We start from the raw sequence: 15,747 nt of genomic DNA, 5'->3' as shown, positions 1-15,747 counted from the left end.
CGCGTCCGCGACGGGGATTACTTACCCAGTTCGTGACCGATGACGCCGCCGACGACGGCGCCGCCAATGGTACCGGCGGTGCTGCCGCCGGTGGCCTCGTGACCGATGACACCCCCTGCCGCGGCACCGCCGAGTGTGCAGCCGAGGATCGACGAGCCCATAGCGAGCGCGGTGATGACAACGAGAATCGACTTCGCCGTTTTCATGATGAGTCTCCTGTGGCATGTGTGCGCCGCGCGCGGCGCAGCGACATGAATCCAGCTTAGATGGCTTGTACTGTGCACACTATCGGTTACGACTGAATCGACTGTAGGAATAGGACGACAGGCGCAACGGCAAGTGGCGCAGTGAGGGTAGCGGGTGTCGATGGCGGAAGCGGCGGCGCAGAGCGCAAGGGCGGGGCAGAAACGACAAGGGCCGCACGATGTGCGGCCCTTGCGGGTATCTGGTGGGGCGTGAGTGACTCGAACACTCGACCTACGGATTAAGAGTCCGCTGCTCTACCAACTGAGCTAACGCCCCGGTGCAGCCGGGAACAAAAAAGACCGCATGCGATGCTGCCTTTTCTGTATGACTTTGGTGGGGCGTGAGTGACTCGAACACTCGACCTACGGATTAAGAGTCCGCTGCTCTACCAACTGAGCTAACGCCCCGATGCAACCGGGAATAAAAAAGGCTGCACGGCAACGCAGCCTTTTTCAGAATTCGTTTGGTGGGGCGTGAGTGACTCGAACACTCGACCTACGGATTAAGAGTCCGCTGCTCTACCAACTGAGCTAACGCCCCAACGAGACCGAGATAATATCGGCTCTTCCGCAGGGGGTCAACCCTAAATGGTGAAAATCCGCAAAAAAGGTCTCAGGCGAGCAGCGGAACCAGCTCAAACGCCAATACCGCGAGGACCGCGCCGACAACCACGAGCAGCGAGCGCCAGCACATTCGAATAGCGCCCTTGCAGGGCATGGCACCCACGACGATCGCGCCGAAGACGGCGATCGCAAACATGCTGACGAGTTGGGCGTTGGAAAGGTGGGGCATGATCATGATCGATCTCCCTGCCGCTATCGCATGAGTGAAAACGCGATTCCAGTATAGAAAGCGGACCGTTCCAAGCAAAGCGGCGCGACAACCGGGATTTCCCCAGTGGCTGCGCCGTGCGTTGTTGTATTGCGATCTGTCCGATTCAGTCGAGTCGAACGTCGCGAATGGACATCAACGTTATTCGGGCAGGTCGAGAATCAGGACGATCGTCCACGCGTCTTCGCCTTCGTGATGATACTGACGCTCCACCACGATAAACGGTTGCTTCTTGTCGCCCTGACCGAGGAACAGCACGTCGCCTTCGGCCGGCATGCATTCGATCGGCGGCAACGCGAGAGGAGTGCCCTTGGGGACGAGCTTTTCGGCCTTCTTTGCCGCGCGCTCGGTCCATTCGATATCGAATTCGATCTGACTCACCGGATGATCCTGTCTATGCAAATTGAAACGGCTGCATGGTAGCACGCACCTTGCGCCGCACACGAAAAAAGCCCGCTCCCTGGGCGGGGGGCGGGCGAAGGTCCCATGCGATAACGGGGAACGCATGGCGACAGGAGATGCGCCCGTGGGGAGCCGTCGGTGCTTGCCGGACCAGAGGGGAAGAGAACTGGTCGGGGGCATGACGGTTCGCCCGGTAAGGCGTGGGCGCGCGCCTGCCGGCGGGACAATACGAGGTGACGCAACACAGGCAGGCGATGCCGTCCCGCCTGTGTGCGTCACGTCGTGCTGCCGGGGTACGGCAACACGACGAGGGACGGTCAGTCCGGCGTCATCTGCAACCACTCGGTGCGGGCGACGGCCGGTGTCCGGATGAGAGCGTGTGCGATGTGACGTCTTACGGGTTCGAGTACTTCATCTCGCCGTTCTGGCGCGCGCGCACGAGTTCTTCGTACACCTGAGCGCGCGTCTTGCCTGGCGCGTTGCTCTGCGACAGCGAATTGAGGACCGGATACTCGTAATCGTTCTGCGGGATCAGACCCTGAGCGCGTGCGTCGGCCAGTTCCTGGCGAACTTGCTCGCGCGTGACTTGCGACGTTTGCGTGACCTAGGCGAATTGGGAGCCTTCCGGATACGCGTCGCTGGTGCGGGCGCTTTGTGCGAAGGCGGTGCCGGCTGCGGTGGCCATGACGGCTGACATTAGGGCAGAGGCGATGAGCTTGCGATTCATGACGATAACTCCTGTTCTTCTGTGCTGCGGGGGCGCGCAATGCATCGGTACCGGCGTGGCGTTTGTGACGACGCGGTATGCGTTGTGTGCGACCGTGAACAGAGTCTAAGCGTCTGGCTATCGCAGAAAAACGGCAATAAAGGGAATAAATACTTACGGGATTCGCAACAATGCGCGAGGGGCTCGCGAAGCAAAAACGCCACCCGAGGGGTGGCGTTTGCGATGTTGCGGGAAAGACGGGGATGACGCTCAGCGTGTGGCGATGGCGACTGCCGCGCCGGCCATGACGGTGCCGGTCGCACGATTCAGGCGCTTCACGGCGCGTGCCGAACTGAGCAGTCGACGTGCGCGAGCGGCGAGCACGATGTAGCTGCCGAACACGATCGAGAGCACAGTCAGCGTGACACCCACGACTTCGATATAGCCGAGCGCCGTGACTTTCTGAAGGTCGAGCAGGTTGGGCAGCAGGGCGAAGTAGAACACCACGACCTTCGGGTTGCCCATCGTGACGGACAGGCCGCCGAGAAACAGTCGCCACGATTTTTCGCGGGGCGCGTCCGTCATCGGCTCCGTCGGGGCGATGGCCGGCGCATGCCACATCTTCCATGCGAGATAGAGCAGGTATGCGGCGCCCAAGTATTTGATCGCCAGGAAGATGCCCGAGAACGTATGCGCCAGTGCGGCCACGCCGAGCACGGCCAGCGTGAGCCAGACCACGTCGCCGATTGCCACGCCCGCCGAGAAGGCAATCGCCCCCTGCATGCCGCGCCCGAGAACGCGTGCAACGATGGCCGCGATACCGGGTCCCGGGGTGCCTGCGCCCACGAACAGGGCGAGGGCGAAAGTCAGCAAGTGAGTCCAATCCATCTCGGCGTCTCCTCGCGTTGATGACGATCAGCGTTGTCTGAAAAGCGGCTCAGGCACCGAGCCAGGGAAGGCCGCGGAAGCACCAGCCGCTCACATGTTTGCGGTGGCCTTCGCTGTCCTTGTCACCTTCGAAGCCTTCCAGGATGTCGAACGACTGCGTATAACCTGCCTCGAAGGCGACTTTCGCCGCCGCTTTCGAGCGGGCCGCGCTGCGGCACAGGAACAGTAGCGGCGTGGTCTTGTCAGGCGTTTGCGAGGCGAGTTGCTCGAGAAAGTGCTCGTTGGGCACGCCCCCGGGGTAACGCACCCATTCGACATTGGCGTATTGGCCATCGGGCACTTGCGGGCGGCCGACCCAATCGAGTTCGGCGCGTGTGCGCACGTCGATCAGGCGAACGTTGGCATCGGCGTTAAGGAGCGCCAGGGCTTCTTCCGGCGTGACGGCGCCAGCGTAGGCGAGCTGGCCGGTGGCGCGACGTTGGATGGCTTGATCGAGAATGGCTTTGGCGCTTGTCATATTGCTGTGATCTCGTTAGTCGATGGTTGTCCTTCATTCTAGCGTGCACTTCGTGCGAGATGCGCTTTAGGTGACATGGGACATCGGCGAGGCGGGCCGGATGCAGCGTTGATTGATTGAAGGCGGGCCCGTGCATGACATGACATGGTGCTTTAGGACGGTGCATCGGGGTGCACAACTTCGGTTCGCGGCATTCGTCCGTGAGCACCGAAAAGGTGCATAATCGCCAAATGCACCAACAGCGGTCATTTTTGGGGTTTGTTGCACCGGAATGGAGAATTTGGGCCCATGAGCGGGAATTCGAGGCTGGACGCACCAGAATCGATTATTTCCTTAGAAATCAGAGGGCGAGAGCGAGGAGAGGGGCGTTGGCAGGGCGTTGGCACGCTTCCTGCTTTACTCAGGCGAATCCGAACACGGAGTTCGTTAAGAGGGTGCGGCGACGCGGGCGATAAGCGCCGGCAGCGCCAGATTGAATCTTTCGGGAGATAGCATGAGCAAATCTGTGGCAGATGTGATTAACCTGGTCAAGGAAGAAGACGTCAAGTTCGTTGACTTCCGCTTTACCGACACGCGCGGCAAGGAACAACACGTCTCGGTGCCGGTGTCGCACTTCGACGCCGACAAGTTCGAAAGCGGTCACGCTTTCGACGGTTCGTCGATCGCCGGCTGGAAGGGCATCGAAGCCTCGGACATGCTGCTGGTGCCGGACCCCAACACTGCCTATATCGACCCGTTCTACGAAGAAAGCACGCTGGTGCTGACCTGCGACGTGATCGAGCCGGCCGACGGCAAGGGTTACGACCGCGATCCGCGCTCCATCGCCAAGCGCGCTGAAGCCTATCTGAAGAGCACGGGCCTGGGCGACACCGCCTTCTTCGGTCCGGAGCCGGAATTCTTCATCTTCGACTCGGTCCAGTGGAGCACGGACATGTCGGGCACGTTCGTTCGCGTGAACTCGGAAGAAGCGCCGTGGTCGTCGTCGAAGGACTTCGAAGGCGGCAACACCGGCCACCGTCCGGGCACGAAGGGCGGCTACTTCCCGGTCGCACCGGTCGACACGTTCCAGGACATGCGCTCGGAAATGTGCCTGTTGCTCGAACAACTGGGCGTGCCGGTCGAAGTGCACCACCACGAAGTCGCAGGTCAGGGCCAGAACGAAATCGGCACGAAGTTCTCGACGCTGGTCGAGCGCGCCGACTGGACGCAAATCCTGAAGTACGTCGTGCACAACGTGGCACACAGCTACGGCAAGACGGCCACGTTCATGCCGAAGCCGATCGTGGGCGACAACGGCTCGGGCATGCACATCCACCAGTCGGTCTGGAAGGATGGTCAGAACCTGTTCGCCGGTAACGGCTACGGCGGTCTGTCGGAATTCGCTCTGTACTACATCGGCGGCATCATCAAGCACGCTCGCGCGCTGAACGCCATCACGAACCCGTCGACGAACTCGTACAAGCGTCTCGTGCCGCACTTCGAAGCCCCGGTGAAGCTGGCCTACTCGGCCCGTAACCGTTCGGCCTCGATCCGTATCCCGTACGTCGCCAACCCGAAGGGCCGCCGCATCGAAGCGCGCTTCCCGGACCCGATGGCCAACCCGTACCTGGCTTTCTCGGCGATGCTGATGGCTGGTCTGGATGGCGTGCAGAACAAGATCCACCCGGGCGAAGCTGCCGACAAGAACCTGTACGACCTGCCGCCGGAAGAGGATGCAAAGATCCCGACCGTGTGCTCGAGCCTCGAACAGGCGCTGGAGTACCTGAACGAAGACCGCGAGTTCCTGACCCGTGGTGGCGTGTTCACGGACGGCATGCTCGATTCGTACATCGCACTCAAGACGGAAGAAGCACGTCGCGTGGCAATGACCACGCACCCGCTCGAGTTCGAACTGTACTACTCGCTGTAATCGAATCGCTGCGCAGGGAATGCGCCGGCATGACGGAACGCCAGCGGCCGACCGTCATGCTCGACAAGCAAGGGGGATGGCCGCGGCCGTCCCCCTTTTTTATCCGCAGCGCGCCTTCACCTCGTAGCCAGTCATGAATCTATCGCCTCGATCCTTGATGAAAAGTGTCCGCGCTGGTGCGAAAGGGCAGACGAAGCGTGCCTCGCACGCCGTCGCCGATGACGACAACCATGCTACCGAAATGACCACTGACGCAGCCGCATTGTCCGGTCATATGTCGGCGCTGCACACGAGCATTGAGCCCTGGGAGGCGAAGCTCGCCGTGACCGGTATCCTGCCGGGTCTCGAAGCGCTGCCGACCGTGCTGCTGGTGCTCGAGAAGCACACGCTGCGCGTGGTGTTCGCCAATCCGGCGGCGGAGGCGCTGCTTGCACTCTCGCGTCGTTCGCTGTCGCAGATGACGTGGAACGATGTCTTCACCAATGGTGAAGTGCTGGCCTCGACGCTGGCCGATCTCATCGCCAACCACTTTCAGACAACACGCCTCGATCTGGTGCTTGAACGCACCGCACAGGAGCCATTGCATACGCACGCGATCGTGGCTGCGCCGGAAGCGGCGCCCGACTTCGTGATCGTCGAACTGATCGAGAACGAGCAGAAGATCAAGAACGAGCGGGAAGAACGCATCATCGATCAGGCGTTGATGAACAAGCAGCTCATCCGCAATCTGGCGCACGAGATCAAGAACCCGCTGGGCGGGATTCGCGGCGCGGCGCAGTTGCTGGAGTTCGAGCTGGATCAGCGTGAGCTGCGCGAGTACACGCAGGTCATTATCAAGGAGTCCGACAGGCTGCAAACGCTGGTTGACCGCTTGCTCGAACCTCATCGCCACCCCTATATCGCCACGGACGTGAACATCCACGAGGTGTGTGAGCGCGTGCGTTCCGTGGTGCTCGCCGAGTTTCCGCAAGGCTTGTCGATCGAGCGTGACTACGACGTGAGCCTGCCGGATTTTCGCGGCGACAAGGAGCAACTCATTCAGGCGCTGCTCAACATTGTGCGCAATGGTGCCGAAGCGCTGCGCGAGCAGATCGCGCGCGGCGATGCACGCATCGAATTGCGCACGCGAGTGGCGCGAAAGATCACGATTGCCAAGCGATTGCACAAGCTGGCATTGGAATTGCATGTGATCGATAACGGGCCTGGCATTCCTGCCGACATTCGTGACCGAATCTTCTATCCGCTCGTCTCCGGGCGCGATGGCGGAAGTGGTCTTGGACTCACCCTGGCGCAATCGTTCGTGCAGCGCCACGATGGTCTGATCGAATGCGAAAGCCGGCCCGGACGGACGGATTTCCGAATCCTGCTGCCCCTGGGCTGATGCGGCCCTCACGCCGTCGGCCGTAGCACCTGCGGCCGGGCATAGACGTTACACGGTGAACAATGAAGCCGATCTGGATAGTAGACGACGACCAATCGATTCGATGGGTCCTGGAAAAGGCGCTCTCGCGTGCCAACCTGCCGGTGCGCAGCTTTACCGGCCCGCGCGAAGCCAGCGCGGCGCTCGAACACGACTCGCCGCAGGTGCTGGTCTCGGACATCCGCATGGCGGGCGGCTCCGGGCTCGAACTGCTGCAAATGGCCAAGCAGCGGCATCCCGGATTGCCGGTCATCATCATGACCGCCTTCTCGGATCTCGATAGCGCAGTCGCAGCCTTTCAGGGCGGCGCGTTCGAATATCTGGCCAAGCCGTTCGACGTGGATCGCGCGGTCGAACTGATTCTGCGTGCCGTTGAGGAGAGCTTGCGCGAGGCGACGGACGACGAGCGCATCACCGAGGAACCCGAGATTCTTGGGCAGGCCAGTGCGATGCAGGACGTGTTCCGTGCCATCGGCCGTCTGTCGCATTCGAGCGCGACCGTGCTTATCACCGGCGAGTCGGGGTCGGGCAAGGAACTGGTTGCGCGTGCGCTGCATCGGCATTCGCCGCGGGCTTCCGGGCCGTTCATCGCGCTCAATACGGCAGCGATTCCGAAGGATCTGCTGGAATCCGAATTGTTCGGTCACGAGCGCGGTGCGTTCACCGGCGCGCAATCCACGCGGCGCGGACGCTTTGAACAGGCCGAGAGCGGTACGCTGTTCCTCGATGAAATCGGCGACATGCCGTTGGACTTGCAGACGCGTTTGCTGCGCGTGCTTTCGGACGGCAATTACTACCGGGTAGGGGGGCATAGCCCGATCAAGGCGAATGTCCGCGTGATCGCGGCGACCCACCAGAACCTGGAAGACCGTGTGCGCCAGGGGCTGTTCCGCGAGGACCTGTATCACCGTCTGAACGTGATTCGGCTGCGTTTGCCGTCGTTGCGCGAGCGTAACGAGGACATTCCGCTGCTGGTACGTCACTTCCTGCAGAAGAGCGCGCGCGAACTGGGTGTCGAGACGAAGCGCATCAGCGAAGCGGCACTGGTGCATCTGACGCGCTTCCCGTTTCCGGGCAATGTGCGACAACTGGAAAATCTGAGTAATTGGCTGACGGTCATGGCGCCGGCGCAAACGGTCGAAATCAAGGATCTGCCGCCGGAGTTCCAGACGCTGACACCCACGTCGATGACGGGCACCGGGGCACCTGCAACTGCGCCTGCGTATGCGGCGGCATCGGCTTCCGCTGCCGCAGCATCGGTGCCTGCGGGCGCTACGGGGTACGGTGGCGTGGGCACAGGGCCTGCGGCCGCAGGCGCAGCGCCGGGCATCAATGGTGCGCCGGCGGTGGCCGGTATGCCTGGCGCGTCGGACGCGGCGGGGGCCGAGAGCTGGGAGCCGATTCTGCGTCGTGAAGTGGCACGTTTGCTGCGCTCGGCGTCGCCCGACGTCATGGACCAGTTGACGCGCCGTTTCGAGACGGCCCTGATCAACGAGGCGCTCGATTTCACTCGCGGACGCAAAGTCGAAGCGGCGAGCCGTCTTGGCATCGGCCGCAATACCATTACGCGCAAGATTCAGGAACTGGGGCTGGAAAGCTGACGCCAATCGCGGTAGGCTCCCTGGTTCACTATCAAGCGACAAGGGAGTCGAACCATGGCAAGACGCATCCTGTTGACGGGCGCTACCGGGCAGGTGGGCTGGGAGTTGGCACGTAGTCTGCAAGGGATGGGCGACGTGCACGCCCCCACGCGTAATGAGATGGACCTGCTCGACACCGACAGCGTGGTGCGTACATTGCGTGACTTCGCGCCTGACGTGATCGTCAATCCCGCCGCCTATACGGCAGTCGATCGTGCGGAGACCGATGAGGCTGCGGCGTATCAGGTCAACGCCGTTGTGCCGGGGGTCATGGCGGAAGAGGCGAAGCGAATCGGCGCGCTTGTCGTTCATTACTCCACAGATTACGTATTTGACGGAACGTCCTCCACGCCTTATCGCGAGGACGAACCCACCAATCCGCAGAATGCCTACGGGCGTACCAAGCTGGCCGGGGAAACGGCTATCGCAGCGAGTGGTGCGAATCATCTGGTGCTGCGCACGAGCTGGGTGTACGGTGCTCGCGGCGCGAATTTTCTGCTGACCGTCCAACGCCTCGCGCGCGAGCGTGACGAGTTGCGGATCGTGTCCGATCAGCATGGCGCGCCGACGTGGTGCCGCACCATCGCCGAACTGACCTCGCAGGTTCTGGTGCAAGGGTTCGGCGAGCGCGGTGTCGATGCCGACTTCTGGCGCGAGCATGGGGGCCTCTATCACCTGACGGCCGCCGGGCAGACGACCTGGCATGGGTTCACCGAGGCGATTCTCGATCTGAGTGCGCCGGAGAAGCGTCCGAACGTTGTGGCGATTCCGACTTCTGCCTATCCGCTGCCGGCCAAGCGCCCGGCTTACTCGATCCTCGACAACGACAAGCTCGCGCGTACCTTTGGCGTCCGGGCGCCCGACTGGCGTGACGCGCTCACGCTCTGTCTCGCCTGAGACAACGCCACTCCCTGACGGCGCTACGCACCAATTCGGAAATTCCTTAGCGCGTGGCGCCGCATTCCTTCGGCAACATGGTGGCTTTTTTGCGCGCACGTACAAGCGTGCGCCAAGGAGCGACGCATGTTGTCTGTTCAGAACCGGACTGCCGGCTGGGAACAAACCTCGACGCCTGTCCGCGATATCGAGGGCAGTGCCGTCGGTCGCCCCCCATCGTCACCCTCCGATATCGCTGCACGCAGCGCGGCGCCGCCTGAGGCGCTGCGCCGCGCGATCTTGCGGGCCAGTGAAGACGAACGGCACACGATCGCGCACCAGGTCGCATGGTTGACGCATCGTCTCCCGCCGTCATCTGGCGTACTGGGGCGATATGTAAGCGTTGAGCCCTTGAGGGCAATGGCGGATGAATCGCCGGGGCAGCTACGGTTCGATAAGGGAGCACTCAAGCAGGCGTGGGTCACGCGTTTCTCACACTTGCTCGATGGCGAGCGCGCCGCCAACGTGGTGCGCGATCTCGTGACGTGGTGCAGAGCGGAGTCTTGCCGGGTGGCGACAGCGGCGCTGTGGCACTGGCTGCCATCGACCGACGAAGCCTCCGGCGACGTACTGGCATGCGAGCGGCTACCCATGCGCGAGTGGCCGGTTCCCGTGCTGAGTGCGGCGCTGACCTTGTCCGACCTGCGCAATACCACGCTGCCTGACTTGTGGATGCCCAATGCCGATTTGCGCGGCGTGATCGCACCGGGCGCGCAGTTTTGCGGTGGGCATTTCAATAACGCGTGGTGGTGTGGCGCATCGCTACCCAGGGCGGGCTTCGCGTGTTCGAAGCACATTGGTGCCGATTTCGAGGGCGCAAATCTGCGGTTCGGGAATTTCCGGGCGACGGATCTGAGTGAGGCACGGCTCGTGAAGGTCGACCTTCGTGATGCCGTCATCTTACATACGGTCATGTGCGGTGCTGACCTGAGCGAAGCCAGGTGTGGAGGGGTGACGTTTGCCAAGGCCCGTCTCGACGCCGCGTCTTTCCAGCAGGCCAAATTGCACGGCGCGGGCTTCGCCGACGGCAGTGCGCACGGCGTGAAACTGATTGGCGCCAAGGCGAAGCGAACGCGATGGACATCGATGGCGATGCGCAAAGCGCAAGCGTTGGGTGCGGATCTTCGTGGGGCGGAATTCCGTCAATGTGTGCTCACCGAATGGGATGCTCGTGGGGCGAAGCTCAATGGCGCCTTCTTTACCTCCTGCGATCTGCGCAATGCCCGGTTTTGCGGTGCAAGCCTGAAGCAATTGCGCATGGGGCCCGACTGCAATCTGGCAGGTACGCAGTGGCAGGACGCTCGCATTCGTCTCGACGTGACATGGCTTCGCGGCCTGACGCCGCCCGAACTCGAACAGGTGGTGCACTCGTGGATGACATTGCCGGCGGATCAACCGACGGTACGCGCAAATGTGTTCATGCAACTGCTGGTGGCGTTGAGTCGCAAGCCGGGCATGCTGGACATGAGGCGCGACGCGGTGCCGCCACTGCACCGCCTGCCGGACTCGGTGCGGCGGAGTGACTGGTTTGGATGCTTGCTGGCGGCGTTGAGCGAGACTGGTGGCCTTGGTGAGCATGATGGCGTTTCCGAGCTGCGTGCCGAATGGTTGGTCCATACCCTGAATGAACTGACTGACGTGCCGTTACTGCGCGCTCAGGCGCAATGGGTCACGCCGACGCTGATGAGGGCGTTGCACAGAGACTGTGGGCCTGTGTCGCAAAAGGCGCCTTGGGCAATCGCGGGCGCTATGTGTCAGACCCTCTATTGGGCGGGAGAAGGTACGGGCGGCGTCGGCCCGCTGCGCACGCAGGCGTTGCGCGGGGCGTGGTTCGATGCGCTGCCGGCGCAGGTGCCGGTCGCGTTGTCGGCGGACGGCATCAGCGCAGTCGATACCAGTAGCGTCGTGTTGATTCGGGCGGACGGTAACGTTGCTGCGCGCCTGCCGATTCAACTGATGGCAAGACTTCTTGGCACGAATACTGGCGGCGAGCCGAAGCCGGGCGACATGGCTTTTGCCCACGATACGCTGCCGGGTTGGCATTGGCTTGGCACGCGGGTGGTGGTGCGAGACGCTGAGTCGTCCGATGATTATCTGCCCGGCACCATGGCACAGCTCTCGGGACTGCTCCGAGAGTTCGGATTTCTCTCGGCGCTGTGGCCTGTCGAACGCCGGCTGGATGGCTTCGTGAGGCTGGTCGGGCGTTGGTGTGGCAAGGACGGTGAGCATCGTGCCAATGTCGCATGTCATGGGACCTGGGGGCCCTCGCATGCTGACGATCGCGCAACCATCGCCACTGTCGGCAACCTGGCACCCGAGGACGTCACACGGGCATCGTTGAGTCCGGCCGACCGGCTGGACGCACTCGTGAGTACTGCTCGCGCGCCGGGCCGTGTGCAGTTGCGGCGTGCCGGCCATATCGACATCGAAGACGTTTTTCGCGACGCCCCACTGGCGATGCCGGACGGCCAGGCGCCACTGAGCGCATCGATGTCGCGGCGGGTTCGTCTGATCTCCCTCGTGGCGGGAATGAGCTGGTTGGCGACTCAGCCGCCATGGCAGCGTCCGTGGTCAACCGCGCGAGATGAATCGAGTGCGCTGCGCGGGGCGACATCCTCCCCGGATTCCCACCGCATCTATCGACACTACGCGTTGGCACTGCTCAACGAAACAATGAATGGCGAGGCGGCATGGCGCCATTTGCCCGAAGCGATCGCGTTGCGCATGTGCCTGTCGAGCGAATCGAGTTCGACGCAAGCGCTGGCGGAACGGCTGGTCAATTGGCTGAGATGTCCCGAAATTCGCTATCAGCCGGGGTTGGCGCAGGCATGTCGTCATACGCTCCCCTGGTTTTGGGCGATCCGCCTGCCGCTTCGCGCCGAGACGATCCGCCAAACCATGAGAGCCCGGGGAGGGCCCGCTGGACTGTCGTCGGATGGGGTGAGTGGAGATTGACGGGCCTTTTGCCCGATATTTCGACGTCAGAACTGGCTTGCTTTCGTGGTAAAAATACGTACGCGCCATGCATCGCCCATTAGGGTGAGCATTTCCGGCCGGCCGGACGCGTGGCATTTCTGTAGTTGGTGACATTTGTGGGGTGTTGGCCACGGATGCCGGCACGAAGAGGGTCGTCCAAGACGCGACCCCACGTGCCGGAATGCGGGGAAGGCCAGCGCTTCGTTCCCAGGCTCTCAAGGGTTTCGTACCCTCCCAGGCACCATGCATTCGACTTGTATTGCGTCAGGCTATCCGGGGTTCGTGGCGGTCAACCGCCGCGAGCTTGACGCACATGCTCCACTCTCCTGGCCGCTGTTCGACGCCGATGGCACGCCATTGCTGGCGGCGGGCGAACGTTTGCCGTCCGAGGCCGATCTCGATTGGCTCTTCACCATGTTCGCCCCGCACCGGCCGTTACCCGAAGGGGCGACCACGGGCGAGGCGGCCGGCCGCTCGGAAGCGGCGAACTCAGCCTCGCCGCTGGAGACGGGAGGCGGTGGCTCGACGGTCTATCTGCACGGTTTGCCCGTGCCTCTGCCTATCGGTGCCTGGATGCAAGTGCGTGTTGCGCCGGACGCCGAGACGACGCGTGTGCGTGCACGGCTGATCGGCCGTGCGCCCAACGGCATGTTGATCATCACGCCTCCCACGGCGGGCGAGACACGTCTGCCAGTGAGCGCAGGTGACAGGCTCGCGCTCTGGACGTTTCCGGGCGACAACCTGTACGAATTCACGTGCGAGGTGCACAGCGTTCATCACGGTCCGTTCGATTACGTGGTGATTTCGCGTCCTTCGCAGGTGCGCGAGACACCGGTGCGCCGCACGCCGCGTGTCGATACGCGGCTCGTCGCGCGACTGTCGCCGTTGGACGAGACGACGCGCGCGTCATTCACCCGCATGCTGGCCGATCCGCAAGACACGCCCGAATGGCTGGTGCTGGTGCGGGACATCAGTGCCGACGGGGCAGGCATCGTAGCCAAAGCGCCGCTCCCCGAGGGCTGCCATCACGTCGCGCTGCAGTTCCGCGTGCCGATCGGCGCCGACGTCGTGCCGATTCTCGGCATGGCTGCCGTGCGCGGCGTGGAGGGACCCAGAGTCGACGGCACCTGGGCTTACGGTCTGGAGTTCATGCAGATGGATACGCGTAACAAGGCGGCAATTCGCTGCTTCGTCTACGAGTCGCGGCTGACGGATCCACGCGCAGGGCAGTGAACTGGCGACGCTTCGCGCAAAGAAAAAACGGCACCTGATACAGGTGCCGTTTTGCATTGCAGTGGGGAAACACGGCAGCATGAAAAGCCGCGCGAACGTTAATCCTTGAACGTGGCGACGACCGGCGCGTGATCCGATGGCTGTTCCCACGTGCGCGGCACGCGATCGATTTCGCACGCTGTGCAGCGCTCTGCCAGCGCGGACGACACGAGAATGTGGTCGATGCGCAGGCCGGCATTGCGTCGGAAGGCGCCCATGCGGTAGTCCCACCAACTGAACGTCTTCTCCGGCTGATCGAACATCCGGAAAGTGTCGCGCAAGCCGAGTCCCTGCAGACGCGCGAATGCCTGACGTTCCTGCGGCGACACCAGGTTTTCGCCCTCCCATTTCGCCGGGTCATGCACATCGCGGTCTTCAGGGGCGATGTTGTAGTCGCCGAGAAGCGCGAGTTGCGTATGGCGCTCCATTTCATCCGAGAGCCAATGGGTGAGGGCGTCGAGCCAGTTCAGCTTGTAGGCGAACTTGTCCGAACCCACCGCCTGACCGTTTGGAAAGTAGCCGCAGACCACGCGCACGCCGCCGATGGTCGCCGTGATAAGGCGCTGCTGCTCGTCGGCAAAGTTCGGCAGATTCTTGACGAGATCCTTGGCTTCACCCACTTTCGCGTGATTGACCAGCAGCGCGACGCCGTTATATGTCTTTTGTCCGGTGAAGTGCGACGTGTAGCCGAGCGCAGCGATTTCCGTGATCGGAAAGTTCTCGTCGGTAAGTTTCAGTTCCTGAAGGCAAAGAACGTCGACCGGATTGCTGCGCAGCCAATCCTGCACGTGGCCGAGACGAACCTTGAGCGAGTTGACGTTCCAGGTAGCAAGTTGCATGAATGTCCTTCGGTGTTGGGCGGCAGGCTCAGGCCTTGGCGGCGGGTTTGTCGTCTGCATTGCCCGAGGGCAATTGCGGCACGCCGACGAAATCGTCGAGCGAAAGGCCCTTTTCCTTGAGCAGGGCTTCGAGCACCGGTTGCAGGCGGCCAAGACTTTCCTGCACCGCTTCGCGTACCGTGTCGACGACCACTTGCGTGCTGCGTTCGATCTCGATGTTCAGGCGTGCGCCGGCGAGCTTGTCTTCGAACGTCGTCATGCGACGTGTTTCCGGGATCAGCCACACTTCGAACCAGCCTTCCTGCCGATTCACCTCCGAGACCGTCAGGCTCGCGCCATTGATCGCGATATAGCCCTTGGCGAAGACGTACTTACGGAAGGCTTCGGGAATGGCAATGCGCAGCACGCGATTGGTATCTGACGTGCGCACGCTAAGAATTTCCGTCGAAAAGTCGATATGCCCCGACAGCGGATGGCCGCCGATCTCGGCGCCATCTTTCGCGGCGCGCTCGACATTGACCTGTGCGCCGATGCCGAAGCTGCCGAGCGTGGTGACGTTCAGACTTTGAAGGATCACGTCGAACGAGGCCGCCGTGGGTGAGAGCAGTTGCGTGACCGTCAGGCAGACGCCATCGACCGAGACGCTGGCCCCGAGCGTCAGGTCTTCGCAGAAACCTTCGGGAAACGCCAGCTCGAGGGTGCGCATGCCGTCGCGATCTTCGATGGACGACAGCGTGGCCGTGCCTTGAACAATTCCGGTGAACATCGTGATGTCTAGAGTCCTGGGTTGCTATGCCGCAGTATTCTACTGCCTTGCGCGGGTATGCCGCTCGTCATGCGACGTGCTACGATGCCGCCTTTTCGTAGGATCGACAGGATCGATATGGGTTTCGAAGGCTGCCTGCTGGCGGATGACTTCTACTATTGGGCGGAGACTTCGCCCGCGCCGGACGGGCAGTTTTACGGGGTGGTGCATTTTACGGGCTGGCGCGACGTGGACGACGTGATCGAAACGCTGGACCCGCCGCTCTCCCATACGACGCCGCAGAGCTACCGCTGGGCCGGCGATGCGCTCGAAGCCGCTCACGCACTGGCAAAAACGCTGGCGGCCGACGGCAGCCTCGGTATCGACCTCTGATCTTCTGAAACCCTGAATTTGATTCGG

Annotated in this window: 16 protein-coding genes and 3 tRNA genes; 7 read left to right on the top strand and 12 right to left on the bottom strand. The window is 62.5% G+C overall.

The genetic code is table 11. From position 1 onward, the window contains the following. Nucleotides 1–17: 17 nt before the first annotated feature. The 10 genes from PI93_RS17350 to PI93_RS17310 form a co-directional block, all read right to left on the bottom strand. Nucleotides 18–206 (bottom strand): glycine zipper 2TM domain-containing protein, encoded by a 189-nt coding sequence (locus PI93_RS17350; protein ID WP_039371856.1) that lies wholly within the window; start codon nucleotides 204–206, stop codon nucleotides 18–20. Nucleotides 207–446: 240 nt separating this feature from the next. Continuing rightward, nucleotides 447–522: transfer RNA gene (locus PI93_RS17345), tRNA-Lys, on the bottom strand. A 55-nt stretch (nucleotides 523–577) separates the two neighbouring features. Next, nucleotides 578–653: transfer RNA gene (locus tag PI93_RS17340), tRNA-Lys, on the bottom strand. Nucleotides 654–710: 57 nt separating this feature from the next. Further along, a tRNA-Lys gene (locus tag PI93_RS17335) sits at nucleotides 711–786 on the bottom strand. 72 nt (nucleotides 787–858) lie between these two features. Continuing rightward, entirely contained in the window at nucleotides 859–1,044 is a 186-nt protein-coding gene (locus PI93_RS17330; protein ID WP_039371859.1) for a hypothetical protein, read from the bottom strand. A 174-nt stretch (nucleotides 1,045–1,218) separates the two neighbouring features. Then, on the bottom strand, nucleotides 1,219–1,458 hold the full coding sequence (locus PI93_RS17325; RefSeq protein ID WP_010804600.1) for a hypothetical protein: 240 nt from the start codon (nucleotides 1,456–1,458) through the stop codon (nucleotides 1,219–1,221). A 415-nt stretch (nucleotides 1,459–1,873) separates the two neighbouring features. Next, entirely contained in the window at nucleotides 1,874–2,038 is a 165-nt protein-coding gene (locus PI93_RS25105) for a DUF4148 domain-containing protein (RefSeq protein ID WP_080759256.1), read from the bottom strand. A gap of 45 nt (nucleotides 2,039–2,083) precedes the next feature. Beyond that, nucleotides 2,084–2,206 (bottom strand): hypothetical protein, encoded by a 123-nt coding sequence (locus PI93_RS24950; protein WP_268893823.1) that lies wholly within the window; start codon nucleotides 2,204–2,206, stop codon nucleotides 2,084–2,086. A gap of 249 nt (nucleotides 2,207–2,455) precedes the next feature. Then, nucleotides 2,456–3,073 carry a LysE family translocator gene (locus PI93_RS17315; protein WP_039371863.1) on the bottom strand — a complete coding sequence of 206 codons (618 nt, stop codon included), beginning with the start codon at nucleotides 3,071–3,073 and terminating at the stop codon, nucleotides 2,456–2,458. Between the two features lie 49 nt (nucleotides 3,074–3,122). After that, nucleotides 3,123–3,590, bottom strand: coding sequence for a rhodanese-like domain-containing protein (locus PI93_RS17310; RefSeq protein WP_039371866.1), 468 nt, complete (start codon nucleotides 3,588–3,590; stop codon nucleotides 3,123–3,125). A 493-nt stretch (nucleotides 3,591–4,083) separates the two neighbouring features. On the opposite strand from PI93_RS17310, the gene glnA reads away from it, so the two are divergent. From glnA to PI93_RS17280, 6 genes are all read left to right on the top strand, one after another. After that, nucleotides 4,084–5,499: a type I glutamate--ammonia ligase gene (gene glnA, locus PI93_RS17305; protein WP_039371869.1), complete on the top strand. Its 1,416-nt coding sequence runs from the start codon at nucleotides 4,084–4,086 to the stop codon at nucleotides 5,497–5,499. Between the two features lie 274 nt (nucleotides 5,500–5,773). Next, nucleotides 5,774–6,880, top strand: coding sequence for a nitrogen regulation protein NR(II) (glnL, locus tag PI93_RS17300; RefSeq protein WP_039372082.1), 1,107 nt, complete (start codon nucleotides 5,774–5,776; stop codon nucleotides 6,878–6,880). A 62-nt stretch (nucleotides 6,881–6,942) separates the two neighbouring features. Continuing rightward, on the top strand, nucleotides 6,943–8,520 hold the full coding sequence (gene ntrC / locus PI93_RS17295; protein WP_039371872.1) for a nitrogen regulation protein NR(I): 1,578 nt from the start codon (nucleotides 6,943–6,945) through the stop codon (nucleotides 8,518–8,520). Between the two features lie 54 nt (nucleotides 8,521–8,574). Further along, nucleotides 8,575–9,456 carry a dTDP-4-dehydrorhamnose reductase gene (gene rfbD, locus PI93_RS17290; protein ID WP_039371874.1) on the top strand — a complete coding sequence of 294 codons (882 nt, stop codon included), beginning with the start codon at nucleotides 8,575–8,577 and terminating at the stop codon, nucleotides 9,454–9,456. Between the two features lie 399 nt (nucleotides 9,457–9,855). Beyond that, nucleotides 9,856–12,450, top strand: coding sequence for a pentapeptide repeat-containing protein (locus PI93_RS17285; protein ID WP_039371875.1), 2,595 nt, complete (start codon nucleotides 9,856–9,858; stop codon nucleotides 12,448–12,450). Nucleotides 12,451–12,714: 264 nt separating this feature from the next. Beyond that, entirely contained in the window at nucleotides 12,715–13,704 is a 990-nt protein-coding gene (locus tag PI93_RS17280) for a flagellar brake protein (RefSeq protein ID WP_039371877.1), read from the top strand. A 98-nt stretch (nucleotides 13,705–13,802) separates the two neighbouring features. On the opposite strand, the gene xth is transcribed toward PI93_RS17280, so the two are convergent. Beyond that, nucleotides 13,803–14,582, bottom strand: a complete 780-nt coding sequence (gene xth, locus PI93_RS17275; RefSeq protein ID WP_039371879.1) for an exodeoxyribonuclease III — start codon at nucleotides 14,580–14,582, stop codon at nucleotides 13,803–13,805. Between the two features lie 28 nt (nucleotides 14,583–14,610). Beyond that, nucleotides 14,611–15,348 (bottom strand): riboflavin synthase, encoded by a 738-nt coding sequence (locus PI93_RS17270; protein WP_039371881.1) that lies wholly within the window; start codon nucleotides 15,346–15,348, stop codon nucleotides 14,611–14,613. Nucleotides 15,349–15,465: 117 nt separating this feature from the next. Here PI93_RS17270 and PI93_RS17265 point away from each other — a divergent pair, with 117 nt between their 5' ends. Next, nucleotides 15,466–15,720 carry a hypothetical protein gene (locus PI93_RS17265; RefSeq protein WP_039371884.1) on the top strand — a complete coding sequence of 85 codons (255 nt, stop codon included), beginning with the start codon at nucleotides 15,466–15,468 and terminating at the stop codon, nucleotides 15,718–15,720. The last annotated feature ends 27 nt before the right edge of the window (nucleotides 15,721–15,747 follow it).

It is taken from the genome of Pandoraea fibrosis (assembly GCF_000807775.2).
In the GTDB taxonomy this organism is placed as follows: Bacteria; Pseudomonadota; Gammaproteobacteria; order Burkholderiales; family Burkholderiaceae; genus Pandoraea; species Pandoraea fibrosis.
This window is presented reverse-complemented; position numbering and strand designations above follow the sequence as displayed.

Coding starts and splice junctions, on each gene's coding strand:
- PI93_RS17350 (WP_039371856.1), bottom strand. CDS start 206: ATGAAAACGGCGAAGTCGATTCTCGTTGTCATCACCGCGCTCGCTATG.
- PI93_RS17330 (WP_039371859.1), bottom strand. CDS start 1,044: ATGATCATGCCCCACCTTTCCAACGCCCAACTCGTCAGCATGTTTGCG.
- PI93_RS24950 (WP_268893823.1), bottom strand. CDS start 2,206: ATGAATCGCAAGCTCATCGCCTCTGCCCTAATGTCAGCCGTCATGGCC.
- PI93_RS17315 (WP_039371863.1), bottom strand. CDS start 3,073: ATGGATTGGACTCACTTGCTGACTTTCGCCCTCGCCCTGTTCGTGGGC.
- PI93_RS17310 (WP_039371866.1), bottom strand. CDS start 3,590: ATGACAAGCGCCAAAGCCATTCTCGATCAAGCCATCCAACGTCGCGCC.
- glnA (WP_039371869.1), top strand. CDS start 4,084: ATGAGCAAATCTGTGGCAGATGTGATTAACCTGGTCAAGGAAGAAGAC.
- glnL (WP_039372082.1), top strand. CDS start 5,774: ATGTCGGCGCTGCACACGAGCATTGAGCCCTGGGAGGCGAAGCTCGCC.
- ntrC (WP_039371872.1), top strand. CDS start 6,943: ATGAAGCCGATCTGGATAGTAGACGACGACCAATCGATTCGATGGGTC.
- rfbD (WP_039371874.1), top strand. CDS start 8,575: ATGGCAAGACGCATCCTGTTGACGGGCGCTACCGGGCAGGTGGGCTGG.
- PI93_RS17285 (WP_039371875.1), top strand. CDS start 9,856: ATGGCGGATGAATCGCCGGGGCAGCTACGGTTCGATAAGGGAGCACTC.
- PI93_RS17280 (WP_039371877.1), top strand. CDS start 12,715: ATGCATTCGACTTGTATTGCGTCAGGCTATCCGGGGTTCGTGGCGGTC.
- xth (WP_039371879.1), bottom strand. CDS start 14,582: ATGCAACTTGCTACCTGGAACGTCAACTCGCTCAAGGTTCGTCTCGGC.
- PI93_RS17270 (WP_039371881.1), bottom strand. CDS start 15,348: ATGTTCACCGGAATTGTTCAAGGCACGGCCACGCTGTCGTCCATCGAA.
- PI93_RS17265 (WP_039371884.1), top strand. CDS start 15,466: ATGGGTTTCGAAGGCTGCCTGCTGGCGGATGACTTCTACTATTGGGCG.